The sequence below is a fragment of the Bordetella petrii genome (assembly GCF_000067205.1).
Classification (GTDB): domain Bacteria; phylum Pseudomonadota; class Gammaproteobacteria; order Burkholderiales; family Burkholderiaceae_B; genus Bordetella_A; species Bordetella_A petrii.
Window position 1 is genome coordinate 2,304,802 of the sequence record NC_010170.1, and the last position, 18,520, is coordinate 2,323,321.

The window sequence follows — 18,520 nt, forward strand, 5'->3', positions numbered from 1 at the left end:
GCCTGCGGCGCCCGGCGCCATGAATCATGGCGTGCGCGGCGCGCTCGCGCGGCTGCGCCGCCATTCGATCAGGCCGATGACGATGCCGCTGCCGCAGATGATGGCAATGCCCAGCCAGGTCAGCGCGTCGGGAAAGTGCCCCCACACCAGCCAGCCCACCGCGGTGGCGCTGACGATCTGCAAATACACGAAAGGCGCCAGCGTCGATGCCGCGGCGTTGCGGTAGGCGCCGATCTGCAACAGGTGGCCCAGCGCGCCTGATACGCCGGTGGAGATCAGCAGCAGCCAGTTGCCCGGGCTCAGCTGGGCCAGCACGGCCTGGGCGGGTGGCAAGGTGACGGGCAGGGCGAGGGTCAGGCATACGGTGCCCACCGCGCCGCTCCAGATCAGCGAGGTGTAGGGGTCGTCGCCGGCCACGCGGCGCGTGGCGATGAACTGCGCGGCAAAGCAGCATGCGGTCAGCAGGCCGAACAGCACACCCAGCGGATGCAGCCCGCCGCCGGGGCGGACGATGATCAGCACGCCGGCGAACGCCACCGCCGCGGCCACCCAGCGCGAGGCGCGGGGCGGTTCTTTCAGTACCCACGGCGCCAGCGCCAGCACGATCAGGGGGGCCAGGAAGTTGATCGCCGTGGCCTCGGCTTGAGGTATGTAGCTCAGGGTGGTGAAGAAGGCGAGGGTGGCCAGCAGCATCGAGCCGCCGCGCAGCATCTGCTCGCGCGGGCGCGTGCTGCGCAGCACGGCCAGGCCGCGACGCGGCAGCACCAGGGCCAGCACCAGCAGCAGGTGCGCCAGGTAGCGCACCCAGCACAGGATCAGCAGCGGCACGCCGGCTTCCATGACCCACTTGCCGCTGGCATCCAGGCACGACAGTGTCCAGGCCGAGAGAATCAACAGTACGATGCCGATCAGTGGGCGCGCCGCAGGGTGGGCGGCAGAGATAGGCGGCGTGGCTGCCGGGGCTGATCCGGCGGCGGCCCGGGACATGCGGGGCTCCTTGTCAGGCAGTCAACATATATGCCCGAACCGGCAGGCGGCCGGCGCGGCGAAACGGGCACATGATACGCTCATCCTCGCTACACGGATGCGGGCCATGATCGATCTACGAAACATCGAGACTTTTTTCTGGGTATCGACGCTGGGCAGTTTCCGGGCCGCGTCCGAAAAACTCAACACCACCCAGCCGGCGGTGTCGCAGCGTATCGCGTCGCTCGAACGCGACCTGGGCGTGCGCCTGTTCGAGCGCGACGCGCGCGGCGTGACGTTGACCGGCAAGGGCCACGAGCTGCTGTCGCATGCCGAGCGCATGCTGCAGTTGCGCCGCGACATGCTGCAGGCCGCGCGCGAGCAGAACGTGATGCGCGGCCCGCTGCGCATCGGCGTGGCCGAGACCATCGTGCAGACCTGGCTGCCGGCGCTGGTCGAGTACCTGCACGCCGCGTATCCGGCCCTGGTGCTGCAGATCGAGGTGGACACCACGCCGGTATTGCGCAGCCACCTGACGGCGCGCCAGATCGACCTGGCTTTCCTGATGGGCCCCGTGGTGGAGGCTCGCTTCGAAAACCTGCCGCTCTGCGCCTATCCGCTGGCCTGGGTGGCCAGCCCGCGCCTGGCGCTAGGCCCCGAGCCCCTGACGCTGCAGCGCATCGGCACGCTTCCTGTCATCACGTACCCGTCCAGCAGCAGCCCTTACCAGTTCGTGCGCGACATGCTCACGCGCGCCGGCGTGCAAGCCCCGCGCATGTACGGCAGCGCGTCGTTGTCGATGGTGGTGCGCATGACGCTGGACTGTATAGGCACCAGCGTCATCGCGCCCGTGTTTCTGGACAAAGAGCTGGCCAGCGGCGAGTTGCGGCTGCTGGACGTGCAGGCCGACCCGCTGCCCGACCTGGCGTTTACCGCTACCTGGGTGCAGGGCCCCGACAGCCACGTGGCGCGCGTGATCGCACAGCTGGCCCAGCAGGCTGCGGTGGGCAGGCTGGGTCCGCTGTCGCACGGCGTGTAGCGGCGGCGCGCACCCTAGTGGCGCGCGAAGTACTGGCTGGGCGTCACGCCATACGCATTGCGAAAGCTGCTGATGAAGGCGCTGATGCTTTCATAGCCGACCGCCAGCGCCGCTTCGGTGACCGGCTTGCCGGCCGCCAGCCATTCCAGCGAACGCAGCAGCCGCGCCTGTTGCCGCCATCTTCCCAGCGTGATTCCGGTTTCCGCGCGAAAGCGCCGCATCAGCGTGCGCGACGACATATTTACCCGCCGCGCCCAGGCCTCGATGCCCCGGGCGTCGTCGGGCCGATCCAGCAGCGTCGTCGCCAGCTCGTGCAGGCGGTGGTCGCGCGGCATGGGCAGCGGCAGGCTGGCTTGGGGAAGTATCCGCAGCTCGGCCACCAGCACCTCGAACAGGCGCAAGGTGTGAGCGAGGTTCTGTTCGTCGGGCGGTATGCCGGCCAGGCGCTGCAGCAACGCCTCGACCAGCGGACCGGACGCCCAGGCGCACGCCTGCGCGGGCAAGCTGTCGCAGGCGTCGGCCCGCACATACAGGAACAGGCCGCGCGCGTCGCCGAACCAATGGGCCTCGTGCAGCATGCCGGGCGGCATCCAGCCCAGGCGGCCGGGCGTCATCGTCAGCACCTCGCCGTCGCTGCGCACCACGCTGACCCCTTCCCGCACCGCCAGCAGCATGCCTTTGTCGTGGCGGTGCGCGGGCACGGCAATGCCGCGATTCTGGCGTGCCTGGGCGACCTGAAACGGCGTCAGTAGCGGGACCGGGTCTACGGCGGCTGGCGGAGCCTGCTCAGGCATGGGGTGGCGGGTCCGGGACATTGGTTGGCGCAATTGCGTTAGTGGCAACAGATACAAATGTATAGCATTCTCAAACACAATCTGCGGCAATGGCCTTGCTGTAAGCAGGGGCGGCTGGCCGCCCGCGCGGCCTTCCGAAGCGCGCATGCGCCGCCGCGCGGACCCCGCCGGAAAGGTCCCAAGCGCCTGGCCCGCAAGACAGAAGGAGTATTCGAATGAACCGGGACGCTTACGCCCTGCATGATTTGACGCACTTCCCCCTGGTGTTGACGCGGCGGCCCAACGTGGCCCAGGGCGCCGTCCAGACCTGGGCGCACGAGATGGACATGCTGGTTGCCAGTGGCAAGCCGTTCGTGCTGGTCGGCACCGACCTGAATGTAGACATGTCGCTCGCCGACCGGCGCGACATGGTGGCGTGGCAGGCCTCGAACATGGCCAGGCTGCGGCGCTGTTGCGCCGGTTTCGTATCCATCGTGCCGGACCCGCGCGCGTTCGGCCTGCCGTTCATGGCCGTGCCCACGCTGGCGCAGGCGCGTGACCGCGCGCGTGAACTGCTGGCGGCTTTTCCCGGAGGGCAAGGGGCATCTATCGTGCGCCGGGTGGCCTAGGATTTTCCCTGATATACGCAGCTGAATCGCCTGGCGGCCGGGCGCCGCGAGAGCCGGCAAGACATGCCGGGCGCGGCCCGCAAAGCCGCGTGGTTGCTGCATTGCGCGTAGTGCGGCGCGGGCGCCGGGATCAGACCTAAAAATAATTTATACCTCGGCATCCGAACTTACGATTGGACAGGACTGCGCCCGCCCGGTGCAATGCGCGGCAAAGAGGGGCTGGACGCGCATCGCGGCGGCCGGCCCGGCCGATTTGCGGCGCGCCATCAGGGTAACGGGGCCCGGCGCGCGACCGAACCCCGCCTGCAAGGAGAATCCCTATGAAGAAGCCCTTGATCGTCGCCGCCATCGCATTGATGGCCACTGCCGCCCACGCGCAGGACCTGCCCAAGACCCACCTGACGGTGGTGGGCGGGCTCAGCAACCTGACCGCCTACAACGACTACGAAAAACCGTTCTGGACCAAGACCTTGCCCGAGCTGTCCAAGGGCCAGGTCACCGCCGATATCAAGGGCTTTAACGAGATGGGCCTCAAAGGCCCCGAGTTGCTGCGCCTGATGTCGCAGGGCGTAATCCAGTTCGGCACGGCCACCCTGTCGTACTTCGCGAGCGACAACCCCATCAACGAAGCGATCGACCTGGCCGGCCTGGCGCCCGACGTGAAGACGGCGCGCGCCGTGACCCGCGCCTTCGAGCCCGTGTACGCCAAGCTGTACGGCGAGGGCGCCAACGTCAAGCTGCTGGGCATTTCCACCTACCCCGCGCAGGTGCTGTTCTGCAATGCCGAGATCAAGAGCCTGGCTGACGTGAAGGGCAAGAAGGTGCGCACCAGCAGCCGCACCACCGCCGAATTCGTCGAGGCGCTGGGAGGCTCCAGCGTCACCATGGCGTTCGGCGAAGTCGTGCCGGCCCTGCAGAACAAGGTGGTGGACTGCGCCATCACCGGCTCGCTGTCGGGCTACTCGGCCAAATGGTACGAGGTCTCCACCCACCTGTACGCGCTGCCCATCAACTGGAACCAGCAGATCCACGCGGTCAACCAGAAGGCGTGGGACAAGCTCGATCCCAAGGTGCGGACCTTCCTGCAGACCAACATCGACAAAATGGTCGACGACATCTGGGACGCCGCCGCGCGCCAGACCCAGGAGGGCTATGACTGCAATACCGGCGCCGCGGCATGCCCGTACCCGGTCAAGGGCAAGATGGTGCTGGTGCAGCCCACCGATGCCGACCGCCAGCTGCTGAAGAAAGTGCTCAGCGAATCGGTGCTGCCGAAGTGGGCCGCTCGCTGCTCGGCGCAATGCGTCCAGGACTTCAATGCCACCATCGGCAAAGAACTGGACCTGGTCGCCAAGAAGTAATCCGCCGCACATCATCCAGGCGGTCCGCCGCGCGCCGCGTCACGGGCTATCCCGGCGCGCCGCGCGAGCGGCCGCGGAGACAGAGCATGACCCGACCTGAACAATTCCGGATCCTCGGCGCGCTATTGCGCCGGGCCGAGTCCTTTTCGCGCGTGGCCGTGTGGGTGGGCGGCGCGCTGACCCTGGCCAGCGTGCTGCTGATCTCGTTCGACGTGGTGGCGCGCAAATTCTTCGGCTTTACCACCGGCGGGGCCGACGAGCTGTCGAGCTACGCGTTTGCCATCAGCACCTCGTGGGCGCTGGCCTTCGCCACGCTGCAGCGCGCCAACGTGCGCGTCGACGTGCTGTACCAGTACCTGCCGGTGCGGCTGTCGGCGCTGCTGGATTGGATCTCGCTGGTGGCGCTGGGCGTCTTCATGGTGTACCTGACCTACTACGCTATGGAAATGGCGCAGACCTCATGGGTGCGCGACTCGGCGGCCAATACGCCGTTGGCCACGCCACTGTGGATTCCCCAGGGGCTGTGGATGCTGGGCCTGCTGTGGATGTGCATTACCGTGGCCCTGATGCTGGTGCGCGCCTCGCTGGCGCTGGCCACCGGCGACCTGGACCTGGTCAAGCAAGTCTGCGGCGTGCGCTCGGCGCAGGAAGAAGCCGATGAAGAAGCCGCCGCGGGCGAGCGCATGGTGAAAGGAGAGGCCGCATGATCGCCACGACCCTGATCCTGTTGCTGGTGCTGATCGGCATTTCGATTCCCGTGGGCGCCGCCCTGGGGGTGCTGGGCCTGATCCTCGACCCCCTGTATTCCATGCTGCCGCTGACACGCGCCATCGGCGAAATCTCGTGGAGCGCGAACAACGAATTCCTGCTGGTGGCGATTCCGCTGTTCATCATGCTGGGCGAAGTGCTGCTGCGGTCGGGTTTCGCCGAGCGCATGTACAGCGCCATGAGCTTGTGGCTGTCGTGGTTGCCGGGCGGACTGATGCACGCCAACATCGGCGCCTCGACGCTGTTCTCGGCCACCTCGGGCTCCAGCGTCGCCACCGCGGCCACCGTGGGCACGGTCGCCCTGCCGCAGATCAAGAAATACGGCTACAACGAGCCGTTGTTCCTGGGCAGCCTGGCCGCCGGCGGCACGCTGGGCATCCTGATTCCGCCGTCGATCAACCTGGTGATCTATGGCGTGCTGACCAATTCGTCGGTGCCCAAGCTGTACCTGGCCGGCATCTTGCCGGGTTTCGGCCTGGCGATGCTGTTCATGTTGACTGTGGCGGTGGCCTGCGTGCTGCGGCCGCAATGGGGCGGGCACAAGATCAGCGCCACGATGGCGCAGCGCCTGGCCAGCCTGGTGCACCTGGCGCCGCCGCTGGGCATTTTCTTCCTGGTGGTGGGCTCGATCTACGCCGGCCTGGCCACGCCCACCGAGGCGGCCGCGCTGGGCGTGCTGGGCGCCCTGATACTGGCGGCCTGCTTCGGCCGCTTGACCTTCGCCATGCTGCGCGACGCTATCGAAGGCACCATGCGCTCCACTGCCATGATCATGCTGATCGTCATCGCAGCCAGCTTCCTGAACTTCGTGCTGTCCGCCACCGGCATCACCGACGCGCTGACCCGGTCGATTACCGGCCTGGGCCTGTCGCCGGGCTGGATGCTGTTGATACTGGTGCTGTTCTACCTGGTGCTGGGCTGCTTCATGGAAACGCTGTCGATGATGATCACCACGATCCCCATCGTGGCGCCCATCATGATCGCCATGGGCTATGACCCGATCTGGCTGGGCATCGTCATCATCGTGCTGGTAGAGGCCGCGCTGATCACGCCGCCGGTGGGGCTGAACCTGTTCGTGGTGCAAAGCTTGCGCAAGAGCGGCAGCATGGGCGCCGTCATCGTGGGCAGCCTGCCGTTCGTGTTCGCCATGTTCTTGATGCTGGCGCTGCTGGCGTTCTTTCCCGACCTGGCCCTGTGGCTGCCGCGCGTGTTCGGCTGACGCGCGGGCCGTTTTCTTCACCGAGTTTCATGCAGGAACCATCATGAAAGCTGTATTCCAAGTCGAGTCCGAAGGCGCTGTCCACAGCCTGGAAACCGATATTCGCAACCTGGTGGTGGCGGGCTGGGCCGGGCGCGACCGCGCCGCCATCGAGCATCACATTGAAGAGCTGGCCGCCATCGGCGTGCCGCGCCCCAGCAGCGTGCCGCTGTACTACCGCATTGCCGACAATCAACTGACGCAGGCCGCCCGCATCCAGGCCGTGGGCGATGCCTCGTCGGGCGAAGTCGAGACCTTCGTGTTCGCCGTCGACGGCGAGCTGTATGTCAGCATCGCCTCGGACCACACCGATCGCAAGCTGGAATCGCACAGCGTGGCCTTGTCCAAGCAGGTATGCGCCAAGCCGGTGGGCACCGCCGCGTGGCGGCTGGCGGACGTGGCCGACTACTGGGACGAGCTGGAAGTGCGCGCGTACATCATCGAGAACGGCGTTCAGGTGCTGTACCAGGAAGGCACGCTGGCGTCGCTGCGCACGCCGGCCGAACTGATCGCTGGCTACACGCAGGGCGGCGCGCTGCCCGATGGCACGGGCATGACGTGCGGCACCGTGGCGGCCATCGGCGGCATCCGCCCGTCTACGGTCTTCATCATGGAGCTGTCCGACCCGCGCCGCCAGCGGGTGCTGCGCCACCGCTATGATGTCGAGGTCTTGCCCGAGGTGGCCTGAGGCCCCCGGGCAGCCACGATATCCACCGATTTGCACGCCGCGCCGCGGCACGAGGATCTCATGCTTGCCACCTTGAACGACACCACCGCCGCCTTGCAGCAAGGCAGCACCAGTTCCGTTGCATTGACCGAAGCCGCGCTGGCCCGTGCGCAAGACCCGGCCGGCGAGGGCGCGCGCGTGTTCACGCGCGTGTATGCCGACCAGGCGCGCGCCGCCGCGCAGGCTTCCGACATGCTGCGCGCAGCCGGGCTGGCCCGTTCGCCCATCGACGGCCTGCCGGTCTCCATCAAGGATCTGTTCGACGTGGCGGGCGAAACCACGCTGGCCGGCTCGGTGGCCCGCCAGGGCGAACCCGCGGCCGACGAGCATGCGGTGGTGGTGCAGCGCCTGCTGGCGGCGGGCGCCGTCATCATCGGCCGCACCAACATGGTGGAATTCGCCTATTCGGGCCTGGGCATCAACCCGCACTACGGCACCCCGCTGAACCCCTGGGACCGCGCCACCGGGCGCATTCCCGGCGGCTCGTCGTCGGGGGCGGCGGTGTCGGTCACCGACGGCATGGCGCTGGGCGCCATCGGCTCGGATACCGGCGGCTCGGTGCGCATTCCGGCTGCGCTGTGCGGCCTGGCCGGCTTCAAGCCCAGCGCCTGGCGCGTGTCCATGGCCGGGGTGCTGCCGCTGTCGACCAGCCTGGATTCGATCGGCCCCCTGGCGCCCACGGTGCGCTGTTGCGCCACGCTGGACGCCATACTCGCGGGCGACGAAGTGGCTGAATGGCAGCCGGCCGAGCTGGACGGCCTGCGCCTGGCCGTGCCCACCACCCTGGCGCTGGACGGCATGGACGCGCATGTTTCGCAGGCTTTCGCCGACGCGCTGTCGCGCCTGTCGGCGGCCGGCGCGCGCATCGAAGAAATCGAAGTGCCCGAATTCGCCCAGCTGGCGGCCATCAACGCCAAGGGCGGCTTCACCGCCTCGGAAGCCTGGGGCTGGCACCGCGACCTGATCGCCCGCAAGGCCGACCGCTACGATCCGCGCGTGGTGTCGCGCATCCGGCGCGGCCAGGAGATGTCGGCCGCCGACTACCTCGACCTGCTCGATGCGCGCGAGGCCTGGGTGGCGGCGGTGGAACACCGCATCGCCCGCTACGATGCGCTGTTGCTGCCTACCGTGCCGGTGGCGGCGCCCACTGTGGCCGAGGTCACCGCCAGCGACGACGCGTACTACGCGGCCAATGGCCTGATCCTGCGCAACCCCACGTTGATCAACTTCCTGGACGGCTGCGCGGCGTCGGTGCCGTGCCATTCGCCCGGCAGCGCGCCCGCCGGCCTGATGGTGGCCGGCGCCAACGGCGCCGACCGCCGCATTTTGTCGATCAGCATGGCCATCGAAGACCTGCTGGGATTCCCGCATCCATAGGTGTCTGACAAGGTGTCAGGCACGATACCTACCGACCATGACACATACCCCACAATCCGGCACGGCGTATCGCGCGCGCCTCGAGGCGCGCGCCGGCCGCCTGGCCGGCCCCACGGCCAATCTGGCGCCCGGCCATGTACAAGCCAACCTGGCGATCCTGCCGGCCGACGTGGCTGGCGATTTCCTGCGTTTCTGCCAGCGCAACCCCAAGCCGTGCCCGCTGCTGGCGGTGTCCGAGCCTGGCGATCCCGCGCTGCCCAGCCTGGGGCACGACATCGACGTGCGCAGCGACATCCCGCGCTACCGCGTCTGGCGCGACGGCCAACTGGCGGGCGAACCCACCGACGTGCGCGACCTGTGGCGCGACGACCTGGTGGCCTTCCTGATCGGCTGTTCGTTTTCGTTCGAAGAAGCCATGCTCGACAACGGCCTGCCGGTGCGCCACATCGAACAGGGCTGCAACGTGCCCATGTATCGCACGTCTATCCCCACCGAGCCGGCGGGGCCGTTCCGCGGCCCCTTGGTGGTGTCGATGCGGCCGCTGAAGGCGGCCGACGCCATCCGCGCCATCCAGGTAACGTCGCGCTTTCCCTCGGTGCATGGCGCGCCGGTGCACCTGGGCGACCCGGCCCAGATCGGCATCGCCGATATCAACCGGCCCGACTACGGCGACGCGGTAGAGATCCGGCCTGGCGAGATTCCTGTGTTCTGGGCCTGCGGCGTCACGCCGCAGTCGGTCGTGGCGGCCGTGCGCCCCAAGTTCTGCATCACCCACGCACCGGGCCACATGCTGGTGACAGACTTGCTCAACAGCCGGATGGCGGTGCTGTAGGCTGTTATTCGGGCGCCGCCAGGGGGCTTCAGGCGTATTCAGGTGTCTGACTCCCGAAGGGTGTCAGACACCGTACTGCAGAGAAGGCTGTGGCACACATCGGTGTCTGACACCCTGAGGGAGTCAGACACCTGAATCATGCTGCCTGCGTCGTGCTTCCTGAATCATGCTGCCTGCGTCGTGCTTTCTGCCGGCCGTGCCGGTCAGAAAATATGCCGGAAGCCCACGGCCGCGCCAAGCTGGCTGCTGCCGCCGTTGATCTCGTCGCGGGCGGCGTCTTTCACCTTGTTGTAGTCGACGGTGGCGTACACCTGCGAACGCTTCGACAAGGCGTATTCGGCCACCGCCACCAGGGCATAGCGCTTGCCCTTGTCGCCCGACTCCGCCACGTTCTTGCTGCGGTCGTAGTAGGCGGCGCCGGTAACGGCCCAGCGCGGCGTGGCCTGCCAGGTCACGCCAGCGAAATAGCCGTCGTCTTTGCGGTCCAGGCCGGGCATGGGCGTGCCCCCCATCACGGCGTTCACGAAGCCGGTTTCGTCGCGGCCGTTGAAGTAGCCCGCGAACAGCTTGGCGCTGTCGAACTGGTACGAGGCGTTCAGGTTCCACACGCGCTGGCGGTCGTCGGAATTGGTGTCCGAATACGTCTGCTGGTAGGCGCCGCCCAGCGCGAGCTGGCCGAACGTATAGCGCAGCGAGGCGCCGTACTGCGAGCCCACCTTGTGGTCGTCGTAGTCTTCGCCGTTGGCGTACGACAGCACCAGCGCCAGCCCGCCCAGCGTATTCGAGTAGGTGAACATATTGCCGGTGCGCACGCGCGACATGGCGGCGGGCAGCCAGGCATTCTGGTCGTAGTTGCCAACGGTCAGCGGATCGAAGTGGTCGGCCAGCAGGTTGAACATGGGCGTGTTCTGCAGGCCCAGGGTCAGGGTGCCGATCGCGCCGCCATCCAGCCCCAGGTAGGCCAGCCGGCTGAAGGTTTTGTCGGGGTCGGACCCGTTGCCGTTCTGCATGCTGAAGCCGTTTTCCAGGCGGAAGAACGCCTTCATGCCGTCGCCCAGGTCTTCGGTGCCGCGCAGGCCCCAACGGCTGTTGGAGATGGCGCCGTTGGCCAGGCCGAAGCGGCTGCCGTCGTCCTGGCTGCTACGGCTGAGATAGCGCATGCTGATATCGGCGATACCGTACAGCGTAACGCTGGTTTGCGCCGCGGCGGTGCCCGCGGCCAGCCCGGTCAGGGCCAGCAGCGCGATCGCGGTTTTCTTCATGGTGTTTCCTCCCGTACAACTTTTACTTGTCCGGCTCGTGGCCGGTGCAGGTTGCCGGTGGCGCGGCAGCGGATGGTTGCCGCGCAGCCGGCTGACAATGCGCCGGCCCCTCGAGGGGGCCGGCACGCCTTCTGTTTACATGCGCATGTGCTGGGGCAGCCACGTCGCAATGCCGGGCACCAAATACAGCAGCAGCACCGCGACGATCATCAGGAAGAACATCGGCAGCGAGGCCCGTGCAATGTACGGCAGCTCGCGGCCGGTCATGCCCGACAGCACGAACAGGTTGAAGCCCACCGGCGGGGTGATCTGCGCCATTTCCACCACGAACACCACGAAGATGCCGAACCAGATCAGGTCGATGCCGGCCGCCTGCACCGTGGGCAGCAACACGCCCATGGTCAGCACCACGATAGAGATGCCGTCCAGGAAGCAGCCCAGCACGACGAAGAATGCCATCAGCGCCATGACCAGCCAGAACTGCGACAGCCCCAGGCCGCCGATCCATTCGGCCAGCGCGCGCGGCAGGCCGATGTAGCCCATCGACAGCGTAAGGAACTGCGCGCCGGCCAGGATCAGCGCGATCATGCAGTACAGGCGGGTGGCGCCCATCAGCGATTGCGTGAAGGTCTTGCGCGACAGCGAGCCTTGCAGGGCCGAAAGGACCAGCGCGCCCACCACGCCAATGGCGGCGGCCTCGGTGGCCGTGGCAATGCCGGCGTAGATGGAGCCCAGCACGGCGGCGATCAGCAGCAGCACGGGAATCAGGTGGCGCGACTGGTACAGCTTCTGGCCCAGCGACATGTGCTCGTCGGCCGCCGGTATGCTGCCGCGGTTGCGCAGCGCCCACCAGGCGATGTACCCCATGAACAGCGCCGCCAGCATGATGCCTGGCAGGATGCCGGCGATGAACAGGCGCGCGATGGACACGTCGGCCGCCACGCCGTAGACGATCATGATGATGGACGGCGGAATCAGCAGGCCCAGGGTGCCGGCGCCCGACAGCGTGCCCAGCACCTTGTCTTCGGGGTAGCCGCGTCGCTTGAGTTCCGGGATGGTCATCTTGCCCACGGTGGCGCAGGTGGCCGCCGACGAGCCCGATACCGCCGCGAAAATCGCGCAGCCAATGACGTTGGTGTGCAGCAGCCGGCCGGGCAGGCGGTTCAGCCAGGGGGCAAGGCCCTTGAACAGGTCTTCGGACAGCCGGGTGCGAAACAGGATCTCGCCCATCCAGAGGAACAGCGGCAGGGCGGTCAGCGTCCAGCTGGATGCCGCGCCCCAGATGGTAACGGCCATGGCGTCGCCGGCCGGGCGGCTGGAAAAGATCTCCATGCCGATCCAGGCGGTGCCGGCCAGGGTCAGGCCGACCCACACGCCACAGCCGAGCAACGCGAAGATCGAGATGATCAGCAGGGTAATGACCAGGACTTCATTCATGAGTTTGCTGCGAAGAGGGAGCGGGCAGGCCGCGCAGGCGGCGCACGAGTTCATCGACCACGGACACCAGGAACAGCACGGTGCCCACCGCCATGGCGATCTGGGGAATCCAGAGCGGCGTGGCGTCGTTCGCGGTGGATATGTCGTTGTAGAGCCGCGAGTCGTGCACCAGCTTGATGCTGAAGTAGGCGAAAGCCGCGGCCAGCACGGCGCCTGCCGCCAGCGCGAAGATGTCGAGCCGCCGGCCGTTGCGCGCGGCCAGCGAATTCAGCAGCAGCGTCACGCGGATATGTTCGCCGTGCTTGAAGGTGGTGGCCAGGGCCAGGAAGCCGGCCGCGGCCATGAAGTAGCCGGCGTATGCGTCGGTGCCGGGAATGTTCCAGCCCATCTGGCGGGCAATGATGGCGGCCAGCACCGAGGCCAGCACGCCTATCATGCACAGGCCGGCCAAAAGGCCGGCCGCGCCGTACAAAGTATCTAGAAAACGGCGCATGCGGGCCTACATCTTGCGGTAGGCTTCGACCATGGCCTTGCCGTCGGCGCCAGAACGTTCCAGCCAATCGTCGATCATGCGCTCGCCCACCTTGGTCAGGCCGGATTGCAGTTCGGGCGTCGGCGTGATGATTTCCAGGCCGTTCTTGGTCAGCTCTTGCTGGTACCACTTGTTCTTTTCTTCAGACAGCTTCCAGCCGCGTTCCTCGGCTTGCGCGCCGGCTTTCTTCAGGGCTTGCTGGGTGGCGGGGTCGAGCGCGTCGTAGGCCTTCTTGTTGACGATGACGGCGTTCTTGGGCAGCCAGGCCTGGGTGTCGTACCACTTCTTGATGTACTCGTAGGTCTTGGTGTCGTAGCCGGTAGAGGCCGACGACATGTACGAGTCGATCACGCCGGTGGCCATGGCCTGGGCCAGTTCCGCCTGCTGCACGGTAACGGGCTGCGCGCCCACCAGTTCGGCGATCTTGGCCGTAACCGGGCTGTAGGCGCGCCACTTCAGGCCTTTGAGGTCTTCGACTTTCTTCAGGTCTTTATTGGCGAAAATGCCTTGCGGCGGCCAGGCCACCGCGTACAGCAGCATCATGCCTTGCGAGGCCAGTTTCTTTTCCAGGTAGGGCTTCTGGGCCTGGTACAGCTTGAACGAGGCGGGGTAGCCGGTGGCCAGGAAAGGCAGGCCGTCCAGCGCATACACCGGGTCTTCGTTGGCGTAGTTGGTGAGCAGGATCTCGCCGATCTGCGCCTGGTTGCCCTGCACGGCGCGCTTGATCTCGGGGGCCTTGTACAGCGAGGCGTTGTTGTGCAGCGTGATCTTCAGCTTGCCGCCCGACAGGCTTTCGACGTCTTTGATGAACGTGTTCAGGTTCTCGACATGGAAGTTGCTGGCGGGGTAGGCGCTGGGCAGGTCCCAGGTCGTCTGTGCGGTGGCGCCGGCGCTGAAAGCCAGCACGAAGCTGCCGGCCAGCAGGGAGAGTTTCTTGTTCATGGGAGATCCTTCGTAGGGAGTCATGGACGGATGGCCTTGCGGGCATCGCGGAAACACCGCGGCGCTTTGCCGCGGCTGTCACAAACTGTGCAATTCTATGATGCAAGGGGCAGTCGCAGGCCCTGGAAAGCGCGGTGCTAGGGGTAATTCCTAGGGCTTTTTCGTAATCTGCGCGACGCTGCGCGAGCGACTGGCGCGGTGCTTGATGCTTAAAGCGAATGCGCTTCGGGCGTCGCTGCATGGGGCCCATGCCGGCCTCATTTTCGGGGGGGACGAAGATGCCATCGAAAGTGGTCCTGGCGGCGCCCGAAAGCGCAGGATCGTGATAATTTTTTGTTGATGAAATGTAGATAAATTATTAGTATTTCGTCTACATCGATTCTGCGGAGCATTCCGTGAGCTCTCATCTCATCGCCTCGTCGGCCCATTTGGCCAGTAACCGCGCGCCCGATCTTTCCGAAGTGGAATTCGGCCTGATGATCGCCGGCCATGCTTTCGACCGCTGGACCGTGCGCTGCATGGCGGCGGCCGGCTTGCCCGACCTGACCGCCACCGACGTCATGGTGATGCACCACGTGTACCACCGCCAGCGCGGCAAGAAGCTGGCCGACATCTGCTTCACGCTGAACGTCGAAGACACGCACATCGTCAATTACTCGCTGAAGAAGCTGGAACGCCTGGGCGTGGTGCGCGGCGAGCGCAACGGCAAAGAAGTGTTCTACAGCGCCACTGACGAGGGCGCCGCTTTCATCAAGCGCTATACCGAGATCCGCGAGCAGTGCCTGATCGACGGCCTGGAAGCCGGCGCGGGCGCGGGAGTGGAATTCAACCGCCAGCTCGCCAAGGCCTTGCGCGCGCTGTCGGGGCTGTACGACCAGGCGGCCCGCGCGGCTACCTCGCTTTGATTCTTCCAGGCCCGGCGGGCCTTGGGGCCGGCCGCCGCGCCATTCCTTTTTTCTGTTGAGGACACTATGAAGTGGCAATTCTGGATTGACCGTGGGGGCACGTTCACCGACATCGTGGCGCGCCGGCCCGACGGCAGCACGGGCACCGCCAAGCTGCTGTCGGAAAACCCCGAGCAATACCGCGATGCGGCCGTTGCGGGCATTCGCCAGCTGCTGGGCCTGGCGCCGGGCGAGCCGGTGCCGGCCGAGCAGGTGGAATGCGTGAAAATGGGCACCACCGTGGCCACCAACGCGCTGCTCGAGCGCAAGGGCGAACGCACATTGCTGGTGACCACGCGGGGCTTTCGCGACGGCCTGCGCATTGCCTACCAGAACCGGCCGCGCCTGTTCGACCGCAACGTGGCGCTGCCCGAGATGCTGTACGAATCGGTCGTGGAAGCCGATGAGCGTATCGACGCCGCCGGCGCCGTGGTGCGCCCGCTCGACGAAGAGAGCCTGCGCCAGGAACTGCGGCAGGCTTACGACAGCGGCATCCGCGCCGTGGCCGTGGTCTTCATGCATGCCTGGCACACGCCCGCGCACGAGCAGCGCGCGGCCGAGCTGGCGCGCGAAATCGGCTTCACGCAGGTGTCGGCATCGCACGAGGTCAGTCCGCTGATCAAGTTCGTCTCGCGCGGCGACACCACGGTGGTCGACGCGTACCTGTCGCCCATCTTGAAACGCTATGTCGATCAGGTGGCGGGCGAACTGCCCGGCATCCGCCTGATGTTCATGCAGTCCAGCGGCGGCCTGACCGACGCGCACCGCTTCCGCGGCAAAGACGCCATTCTTTCCGGCCCGGCCGGCGGCATCGTGGGCATGGTGCGCACCAGCGAACTGGCCGGCCTGCCTCGCGTCATCGGCTTCGACATGGGCGGCACTTCGACCGACGTTTCGCACTACGCGGGCGAGTTCGAGCGCGAATTCGAAACCCAGGTTGCCGGCGTGCGCATGCGCGCGCCCATGATGAGCATCCATACCGTGGCGGCCGGCGGCGGCTCCATCCTGCATTTCGATGGCGCGCGCCTGCGCGTGGGCCCGGACTCGGCCGGGGCCAACCCGGGGCCGGCCTGCTACCGGCGCGGCGGCCCGCTGGCCGTCACCGACTGCAACGTGCTGCTCGGCAAGATCCAGCCCGATTTCTTTCCGCGCGTGTTCGGTCCGGCGGCCGACCAGCCGCTGGACCGCGAGGCGGTGCAGCAGCGCTTCGAAGCCATGGCCGCCGAGGTGCGCGCGGCCACCGGCCGCGAGATGACGCCCGAGCAGCTGGCCGAGGGTTTCCTGGAAATCGCCGTGGGCAACATGGCCGAAGCCATCAAGCGCATCTCGGTGCAGCGCGGCCACGACGTTACCGAGTACGCCCTGACGGTGTTCGGCGGCGCCGGGGGGCAGCACGCCTGCCTGGTGGCCGACGCGTTGGGCATGACCACCGTGTTCGCCCATCCGCTGGGTGGGGTGTTGTCGGCTTACGGCATGGGGCTGGCCGACCAGACCGACATGCGGCAGAAAACCGTGGAAAAGGTGCTGGACGCGGCGCTGATGCCGGAACTGCAGGCCGAGCTCGACGACCTGGCCGCGCAGGCAGTCGGTGAATTGCGCCGCCAGCACGTGCCGGCCGAGCTGATCCAGGTGCAGCGCCGCCTGCACCTGAAGTACCGCGGCACCGACACCGCCCTGGAAGTGGCATACGGCGAACTGGACCAGGTGCGCCAGGACTTCGAAGCCGCGTATCGCCAGCGCTATTCGTTCCTGATGCCCGGCCGCGAGCTGGTGGTGGAAACGCTCTCGGTCGAAGCCACCGGCGGCGGCGAGCCCGCCGCCGAAGCCCCGGTCGAGCGCAGCCGCGCAGGCGCGCCGCCGGTGGGCCGGATGGTCAAGATGTACGGGCAGGGCGCCTGGCGCGATACGCCGCTATATGTGCGCGCCGATCTGGTGCCGGGCGATGTGCTGGCCGGCCCCGCCATTATTTCCGAGCCCAACCAGACCACGGTGGTCGAACCGGGCTGGCAAGCCGAACTCACGGCGCTGGACCACATCCTGCTCAAGCGCGTCGAGGCGCGGCCCGAGCGTCGCGCGGTGGGCACGCAGGCCGATCCGGTCATGCTGGAGGTGTTCAACAACCTGTTCATGTCCATCGCCGAGCAGATGGGCTACCGGCTGCAGAACACGGCTTATTCGGTCAACATCAAAGAGCGCCTGGACTTTTCCTGCGCGATCTTCGACGCGCAGGGCAACCTGATCGCCAACGCGCCGCACATGCCGGTGCACCTGGGGTCCATGGGCGAGTCCATCAAGACCGTCATGCAGGCCAACGCCGGGCGCATGCGGCCCGGCGATGCCTACGTGGTCAATGATCCCTACCACGGCGGCACACACTTGCCCGATGTCACGGTCATTACGCCGGTGTTCGACCGCGCCGGCCGCGAGATCCTGTTTTTTGTCGGGTCGCGCGGGCACCATGCCGATATCGGCGGCACCACGCCCGGCTCGATGCCGCCCGACTCCCGCACGGTGGAAGACGAAGGGGTGCTGTTCACCAACTTCCAGCTGGTGCGCGACGGCGAGTTCCGCGACCAGGCCGCGCGCGAGATCCTGGCCTCGGGACGCTGGCCCGCGCGCAATCCCGACCAGAACATCGCCGACCTGCACGCGCAGATCGCCGCCAATGAAAAGGGCGTGCAGGAACTGCTGCGCATGTGCGACCACTTCGGGCTGGATGTGGTGCGCGCCTACATGGGGCATGTGCAAGATAACGCCGAAGAGGCGGTGCGCAGGGTCATCTCGGTGCTGAAAGACGGCCACTACGAATACCCGCTGGACAATGGCGCGGTCATCCGCGTGGCGGTGCGCGTGAACCGCGAGGCGCGCAGCGCGGTGGTCGATTTCACCGGCTCGTCGGCACAGCTGGACAATAACTTCAACGCGCCCAGCGCCATTGCCGTGGCGGCGGTGTTGTATGTGTTCCGCACCATGGTGGACGACGACATCCCGCTCAATGCGGGTTGCCTGAAGCCGCTGGACATCATCGTGCCCGAGGGCTCGATGCTGCGACCCAATCCGCCGGCCTCGGTGGTGGCGGGCAACGTGGAAACGTCCATGTGCATCGTCAACGCGTTGTACGGGGCGTTGGGCGTGCTGGCGGCCAGCCAGGGCACCATGAACAACTTCACGTTCGGCAATGCGCGCTACCAGTATTACGAAACGATCTCGGGCGGCACCGGGGCGGGGCCGTTGCGCATCGACGCGGCCGGGCCGCGCGACGAAGGTTTCGCCGGCGCCTCGGTGGTGCAGGCGCACATGACCAACTCGCGGCTGACCGACCCCGAAGTGCTGGAGCTGCGTTTTCCGGTGCGGCTGGAGTCGTACGAGATTCGCCATGGTTCGGGCGGCAGCGGCCGCTACCGGGGCGGCGACGGCGGCGTGCGCCGGGTGCGCTTCCTGGAAGACATGACGGCGGCGATTCTGTCGAACAATCGCGTTCATGCGCCTTTCGGACTGGCGGGCGGCGGCGCCGGCCAGGTGGGGCGCAACTACATCGAGCGCGCCGACGGCAGCATCCAGGAACTGGGTCCGCAAGACAGCGCCAGCCTCCGGGCGGGAGATGTGTTCGTGGTGGAGACGCCGGGAGGAGGGGGGTACGGGGAGGCGTAGGGGGCGCTCTCGGCGGAGGCGG

General features: G+C 67.1%; 16 protein-coding genes. 10 read left to right on the forward strand and 6 right to left on the reverse strand.

Annotation, left to right across the window (positions count from 1 at the left end):
• Positions 1 to 24 precede the first annotated feature (24 nt).
• Positions 25 to 987, reverse strand: coding sequence for a DMT family transporter (locus BPET_RS11270; RefSeq protein ID WP_012249135.1), 963 nt, complete (start codon positions 985 to 987; stop codon positions 25 to 27).
• Positions 988 to 1,093: 106 nt separating this feature from the next.
• Between BPET_RS11270 and BPET_RS11275 the strand changes: the two genes are divergently transcribed.
• Positions 1,094 to 2,005, forward strand: coding sequence for a LysR family transcriptional regulator (locus BPET_RS11275; RefSeq protein ID WP_041863818.1), 912 nt, complete (start codon positions 1,094 to 1,096; stop codon positions 2,003 to 2,005).
• A 14-nt stretch (positions 2,006 to 2,019) separates the two neighbouring features.
• Here BPET_RS11275 and BPET_RS11280 read toward each other — a convergent pair whose 3' ends face one another.
• Positions 2,020 to 2,799 carry an AraC family transcriptional regulator gene (locus BPET_RS11280; RefSeq protein WP_151208956.1) on the reverse strand — a complete coding sequence of 260 codons (780 nt, stop codon included), beginning with the start codon at positions 2,797 to 2,799 and terminating at the stop codon, positions 2,020 to 2,022.
• A gap of 215 nt (positions 2,800 to 3,014) precedes the next feature.
• Here BPET_RS11280 and BPET_RS11285 point away from each other — a divergent pair, with 215 nt between their 5' ends.
• From BPET_RS11285 to BPET_RS11315, 7 genes are all read left to right on the forward strand, one after another.
• Entirely contained in the window at positions 3,015 to 3,407 is a 393-nt protein-coding gene (locus BPET_RS11285) for a hypothetical protein (protein ID WP_012249138.1), read from the forward strand.
• A 320-nt stretch (positions 3,408 to 3,727) separates the two neighbouring features.
• Positions 3,728 to 4,768 carry a TRAP transporter substrate-binding protein gene (locus tag BPET_RS11290; protein WP_012249139.1) on the forward strand — a complete coding sequence of 347 codons (1,041 nt, stop codon included), beginning with the start codon at positions 3,728 to 3,730 and terminating at the stop codon, positions 4,766 to 4,768.
• Between the two features lie 86 nt (positions 4,769 to 4,854).
• Positions 4,855 to 5,475 carry a TRAP transporter small permease subunit gene (locus tag BPET_RS11295; protein ID WP_012249140.1) on the forward strand — a complete coding sequence of 207 codons (621 nt, stop codon included), beginning with the start codon at positions 4,855 to 4,857 and terminating at the stop codon, positions 5,473 to 5,475.
• Positions 5,472 to 6,755: a TRAP transporter large permease gene (locus BPET_RS11300; RefSeq protein ID WP_012249141.1), complete on the forward strand. Its 1,284-nt coding sequence runs from the start codon at positions 5,472 to 5,474 to the stop codon at positions 6,753 to 6,755. The genes BPET_RS11295 and BPET_RS11300 overlap by 4 nt, the downstream gene beginning before the upstream one ends.
• Before the next feature lie 43 nt (positions 6,756 to 6,798).
• Positions 6,799 to 7,482 (forward strand): DUF2848 domain-containing protein, encoded by a 684-nt coding sequence (locus BPET_RS11305; RefSeq protein WP_012249142.1) that lies wholly within the window; start codon positions 6,799 to 6,801, stop codon positions 7,480 to 7,482.
• A gap of 60 nt (positions 7,483 to 7,542) precedes the next feature.
• Positions 7,543 to 8,898 carry an amidase gene (locus BPET_RS11310; protein ID WP_012249143.1) on the forward strand — a complete coding sequence of 452 codons (1,356 nt, stop codon included), beginning with the start codon at positions 7,543 to 7,545 and terminating at the stop codon, positions 8,896 to 8,898.
• Positions 8,899 to 8,935: 37 nt separating this feature from the next.
• Complete coding sequence (locus BPET_RS11315) at positions 8,936 to 9,730, forward strand: putative hydro-lyase (RefSeq protein ID WP_012249144.1); 795 nt, start codon at positions 8,936 to 8,938, stop codon at positions 9,728 to 9,730.
• Between the two features lie 203 nt (positions 9,731 to 9,933).
• Here BPET_RS11315 and BPET_RS11320 read toward each other — a convergent pair whose 3' ends face one another.
• From BPET_RS11320 to BPET_RS11335, 4 genes are all read right to left on the reverse strand, one after another.
• Complete coding sequence (locus BPET_RS11320) at positions 9,934 to 10,992, reverse strand: porin (RefSeq protein WP_012249145.1); 1,059 nt, start codon at positions 10,990 to 10,992, stop codon at positions 9,934 to 9,936.
• A gap of 135 nt (positions 10,993 to 11,127) precedes the next feature.
• Positions 11,128 to 12,429 (reverse strand): TRAP transporter large permease, encoded by a 1,302-nt coding sequence (locus BPET_RS11325; RefSeq protein ID WP_012249146.1) that lies wholly within the window; start codon positions 12,427 to 12,429, stop codon positions 11,128 to 11,130.
• Positions 12,422 to 12,922 (reverse strand): TRAP transporter small permease, encoded by a 501-nt coding sequence (locus BPET_RS11330; protein ID WP_012249147.1) that lies wholly within the window; start codon positions 12,920 to 12,922, stop codon positions 12,422 to 12,424. Before BPET_RS11330 ends, BPET_RS11325 begins: the two co-directional genes overlap by 8 nt.
• Positions 12,923 to 12,928: 6 nt before the next feature.
• Complete coding sequence (locus tag BPET_RS11335; RefSeq protein WP_041862863.1) at positions 12,929 to 13,903, reverse strand: TRAP transporter substrate-binding protein; 975 nt, start codon at positions 13,901 to 13,903, stop codon at positions 12,929 to 12,931.
• A gap of 395 nt (positions 13,904 to 14,298) precedes the next feature.
• On the opposite strand from BPET_RS11335, the gene BPET_RS11340 reads away from it, so the two are divergent.
• Positions 14,299 to 14,808 (forward strand): winged helix DNA-binding protein, encoded by a 510-nt coding sequence (locus tag BPET_RS11340; protein ID WP_012249149.1) that lies wholly within the window; start codon positions 14,299 to 14,301, stop codon positions 14,806 to 14,808.
• 66 nt (positions 14,809 to 14,874) lie between these two features.
• Positions 14,875 to 18,498, forward strand: coding sequence for a hydantoinase B/oxoprolinase family protein (locus BPET_RS11345; protein WP_012249150.1), 3,624 nt, complete (start codon positions 14,875 to 14,877; stop codon positions 18,496 to 18,498).
• Positions 18,499 to 18,520: the final 22 nt, after the last annotated feature.